Origin of the sequence: Flavicella sp., from assembly GCF_029238425.1 — a bacterium.
In the GTDB taxonomy this organism is placed as follows: Bacteria; Bacteroidota; Bacteroidia; order Flavobacteriales; family Flavobacteriaceae; genus Flavicella.
Window position 1 is genome coordinate 1 of record NZ_JAQWGB010000118.1, and the last position, 2,439, is coordinate 2,439.

At 31.4% G+C, this 2,439-nt stretch carries 2 protein-coding genes and 2 pseudogenes; 3 read left to right on the plus strand and 1 reads right to left on the minus strand.

Features of this window, described 5'->3' with window-relative positions:
• The 3 genes and pseudogenes from P8H68_RS08735 to P8H68_RS08745 form a co-directional block, all read left to right on the plus strand.
• Positions 1 to 231, plus strand: a pseudogene (locus tag P8H68_RS08735) (hypothetical protein); the annotation flags it as partial.
• A 105-nt stretch (positions 232 to 336) separates the two neighbouring features.
• Positions 337 to 1,116, plus strand: a complete 780-nt coding sequence (gene mazG / locus P8H68_RS08740; protein ID WP_300323623.1) for a nucleoside triphosphate pyrophosphohydrolase — start codon at positions 337 to 339, stop codon at positions 1,114 to 1,116.
• 9 nt (positions 1,117 to 1,125) lie between these two features.
• On the plus strand, positions 1,126 to 2,229 hold the full coding sequence (locus tag P8H68_RS08745; protein WP_300323626.1) for a glycosyltransferase family 4 protein: 1,104 nt from the start codon (positions 1,126 to 1,128) through the stop codon (positions 2,227 to 2,229).
• Positions 2,230 to 2,282: 53 nt separating this feature from the next.
• Here P8H68_RS08745 and P8H68_RS08750 read toward each other — a convergent pair.
• A pseudogene (locus P8H68_RS08750) lies at positions 2,283 to 2,439 on the minus strand ((Fe-S)-binding protein); the annotation flags it as partial.

Consider the following 2,439-nt stretch of genomic DNA (forward strand, 5'->3'; position numbering starts at 1 on the left):
AGAAACATCTTCTTAACTATTAACGAAAAAGAACAAGGAAAAGAAGCGATCAGCCATAAGTCTGATAACAAAACTTTGACAAACTACTTTCTAGAAATTTTACCAGAATTTGATCAAGAAAGAGTATATGCTTCAAACATCAAAAAAGTATTACAGTGGTACAATATATTAGTTGCTGCAGCATTTGACTTTTCAACAATCAAAGAATCTGAAGAAACTCAAGAAGCGTAATCTATAATTATACATAATTAAACCTGATGTTGTACATCAGGTTTTTTTATGTCCAAAAGTCTCAACGATAATTTAGTATTTTCTACTTTTACAAAAAATATTCAAATGAACTCACGCGAACAACAACTTGCATCTTTTAACAAACTACTAGATGTTATGGACGAACTAAGGGAGAAATGCCCTTGGGACAAAAAGCAAACATTTGAAACATTACGACATCTAACAATAGAAGAAACTTACGAATTAGCAGACGCTATTTTGGAAGATGATAAAGAAGAAATCAAAAAAGAACTCGGTGACTTATTATTACATATTGTCTTTTATGCGAAAATTGGTTCAGAAACAGATTCATTTGACCTTGGCAGCATTTCGGATTCAATCGTAGAAAAATTAATTCATAGACATCCTCATATTTACGGAGACGTTGAAGTAGCAAACGAAGAAGAAGTAAAACAAAACTGGGAAAAATTAAAATTAAAAGAAGGAAAAACTTCCGTTTTAGAAGGAGTTCCAAAATCGCTACCTGCATTGGTAAAAGCAAACAGAATACAAGACAAAGTTGCTGGTGTTGGATTCGATTGGGAAGAACCAAAACAAGTTTGGGCCAAAGTGCAGGAAGAATTAAACGAATTAAACGAAGAAGTAGTCGCAGGAAATCAAGAGAATATAGAAGCTGAATTTGGTGATGTTTTGTTTTCAATGATCAATTACGCAAGATTCATCAATGTAAATCCAGAAAACGCATTGGAACGAACAAATAAAAAGTTCACAAAACGATTCCAGTTTCTTGAAGAAGAAGCGAAAAAAAACAACAAAAAAATTTCTGATATGACATTAGCAGAAATGGATATCTATTGGGATGAAGCCAAAAAATATTTTAAATAATTGAATTATATGAATATTTTATCTACTGGCGACTATACTGGAAACATAACTTATACAATCGCTCAATTTGAACTTCTCATTGGCTTAAAAAAACAAGGTGTAAATATTTTTGTGGTTGGGAGATTTTCTGATGAAATCCGACTAAGGTTCACTGAAAATAATATTATTTGTATTGATGATTTTCCCAATAATAAAATTGACCATGAATACATCAACAATATAAAGAAATATATTCATGAATATAAGATTGAAATACTTCATGTCTTCGTTGGGAAAGCCTTAAGGAATTGCATCATTGCTACTAAAAACCTATCCGTTAAATTAATCACTTACATGGGGTCTACCAGCCTACATTGGCATGACCCTAGTTCCTATTTAACTTATTTAAACCCTAGGGTTGACAAAATCATCTGCAATAGTAGTTCTGTCTATCAACATACTAGAAATCAACTCTTTGGGAATAACAAGAAAAAAGCTGTGCATATATATAAAGGATATGACCCCAAGTGGTTTATAAACTCTATTCCTTACGATTTTTCGGAACTTGGAATTCATAAAAACTCCAAAATAGTTTGTCTAGCCGCAAATTACCTAAAAGTAAAAGGAATTGAATACTATATTAAATCAACATACTTCATAAATTCCAAAAAAAATATTCAGTTTATTCTCCTAGGGGATATGCGTGGAAACAAAAACATCCCCAAATTAATCGATAAAAGTCCATATAAAAAAAACATTCATTTGCTCGGTTCTAAACCCAATATTGGTTCGTATCTAAAATCTTCCGATATTTATATACAATCCTCAAATAGTGAAGGGTTTGGTAGAGCAATCACAGAGGCTATGTGTTGTAAAAAACCAATTATCATGACTGATGCTGGTGGCTGTACTGAACTTATTGATAAAAACTCTGGAATTATTGTTCCTAAGAAAAATCCTAAAGCTATTGCGAAAGCAATTGAAGATCTTTTAAGTGATGAAAAACGACTTAATCAAATGGGAGAAAATGCCTATGATAGAATTTATGAAAAGTTTCATATTGAAAAAACAGTACAAGAAACACTAAAACTATATCGTCAACAACACGAAGAACTCCAAAAACAAAACATGTAACAAAAAAAAGGCTTTATCTATGATAAAGCCTTTTTTTTATTTCTCTTATATTTTTATAAATCCAAAGCAATCGCAATCAATTCTGCGATATCCTTTACTTCAATCTCAGCTTCTTTTTCTTTATTTTTTACTCCATCTGTCATCATTGTATTACAAAACGGACAACCTGTTGCTATTATTTCTGGCTTTACCTCTAGCGCATCTTCCGTA